The organism is Binatus sp. (SeqCode) (assembly GCF_036522015.1).
Classification (GTDB): domain Bacteria; phylum Desulfobacterota; class Binatia; order Binatales; family Binataceae; genus Binatus.
On record NZ_DATDGQ010000070.1, the window covers coordinates 1 to 1,958 of the forward strand.

1 protein-coding gene and 1 pseudogene are annotated in these 1,958 nt (G+C 59.8%); one reads left to right on the top strand and one right to left on the bottom strand.

All coding sequences use genetic code 11. The features are described from left to right. The first annotated feature begins 262 nt into the window (after nt 1-262). On the top strand, nt 263-1,270 hold the full coding sequence (locus VIW95_RS02995) for a polysaccharide deacetylase family protein (RefSeq protein ID WP_331583892.1): 1,008 nt from the start codon (nt 263-265) through the stop codon (nt 1,268-1,270). A gap of 26 nt (nt 1,271-1,296) precedes the next feature. On the opposite strand, the pseudogene VIW95_RS03000 reads toward VIW95_RS02995, so the two are convergent. After that, nucleotides 1,297-1,958, bottom strand: a pseudogene (locus VIW95_RS03000) (hypothetical protein); the annotation flags it as partial.

Sequence of the window (1,958 nt, forward strand, 5' to 3'; positions counted from 1 at the left end):
ACAGTCACGGTCGGTTTATTACTATGACTATTCGTTCGAGTCTTATGGTAGCCGAGCTGCTGTGCAGCTTATGGGTAAGAAGAGGTCGCCGCAAATGAATTTGCGGCAACGCCGTCCCGAGCTAACCAGTGTTCCGTATAAAAACATTACGGGTGGGTCGATTTCGATGCCGTGTACGAACTCCACCTACTGTACCGGCTCGACCTCGCTCTCGGCGCCCTCAGCGCCGGTCAGCTCCAACTCGTAAAGGACGATCGACGTTATGCTAAAGGAGATGATAAAGAAGGTCGGCGTTTCTGCTTTCGCGCGCGTCGGCATCGATCGGCTCGCAGTCCGGCTACACGCGCGCGACGCGCTCGTCCTCGTGTATCACGCCATCTTGAGCGAAGCGAAGGACGAGCCGTTCCGATACCATCATACGATAGACGAATTCGAGGCGCACCTCGACTGGCTCGGCGCCAATTGCACGCCGGTCGGGCTCGCCGACTTCGCGCGTTGGAAGCTCGGAGAGTGGCAACCGCGAAAGCCGCCCATTCTCCTGACGTTCGACGATGGTTACCGCAACAACGCGGCACTGGCCGCGCCGCTCTTGATCAAAAAAGGCTTTCCGGCGCTGTTTTTCATCGTCTCCGGCTACGTAGACGGCGCTCGAGTCCTGTGGCCCGACGAGGTTTTTTCGCGCGTCCTGGCCTGGACCGGGACGTCGCTCGACGACCCTAACGGGACGGTGCTTGTTCCCGAATCGCAAGAGGCTCGCCGGACGTTGGCCCTTTCGGTGGTCGAGGCATGCAAGAATTCCACCGATGCTCGCCGCCGCGAATTCATGGCATACCTTGCGAGGGAGACGCCGCAGTGCGATCCGTTGCTGGATCCCGGCGTTCAGGCTTTCATGACCTGGAATGACGTGCGTGCTCTCTCCGCTGCTGGTTTCGATCTCGGCTCGCACACCGTGACGCACCCCATTCTGAGCAACCTCGAGCCGGAGCAGCTCCGCGAAGAGCTGCTCGAGAGCCGCGCTGCCATCGAAATGCAGACGGGCCTTCAGTGCACGGCACTGGCATATCCCAACGGTCTCTCGCGCGATTTTTCGGATCTCGTCGTTGCCGCTACAGCGCAAGCCGGTTACGATTTCGCGTTCACCGTTTCCAACCGCTGGTGTCTTCGCGCTCGCGATCCTTTGCGGCTGGATCGCGTTGGATCCCCCGGTCATCGTGACATCGCGACGTTCGCTCTACACGCCAGCGGTTGCCGGCGATGGTTCCCGCACTGAAAGACGTTCCCCGAAGACGGCTCCGCTCATCGGTGAACAAATCGACGAGCCAGCCAAGCAATTGGTACGATGATTGGAGATGAGCTCAAAACGGCGGCAAGAAACAGCCGCGTTCGCCAGTCGCGAAGCGTGAGAAAGCGCGTCACGAGTTGACGCGCCTGACGCCACTCGCCCCAGTAGCCCAAGACCGCGGCCGTTTTGCAGGCAAATGTCTTTATAAGGCGCTCGAGAAGCGGGATGAGGGCTTGCGGACATACATTGCGCAGGATCGCCGGATCGAGCAAGAAAGGCTCGATCGGTCGTGCTCGCCGATAGTTGCGACAAAGCTGCGAAGCCTGGAAATCAAGTTTGGCGAGTGGACTGAGATGAAAGTACCAGGGTTCGTTCAGGAGCACTTTGAGCCAAAGCGTCATGTCCTCGCCGTATAAGCAATGCCTCTCGTAGAAGCCCCCCCATCGTCGGAGCGCCTTGCTCCTAGCAAGCACAGTGCTCGCGCTGAGGTACCCTAGGATTGCAAAAAGGAGTTCCGCCGTCGTGTCGGGCGAAATGGCCATCAGGCCTTCCGGGATGCCGCGCGCACGCCAACGTTGGGCGCGAAACGCACCGCTCGGATACTCGAACCAGCCACAGCCGATCCCTGCCGCCGCTCCATGGAGTTCGAGCAGCGCAACGTTTTGCTCGAGGAACT

What these genes read in the sequence shown, in the direction of transcription:
- VIW95_RS02995 (WP_331583892.1), top strand. Translation starts at nt 263, where the DNA reads ATGCTAAAGGAGATGATAAAGAAGGTCGGCGTTTCTGCTTTCGCGCGC.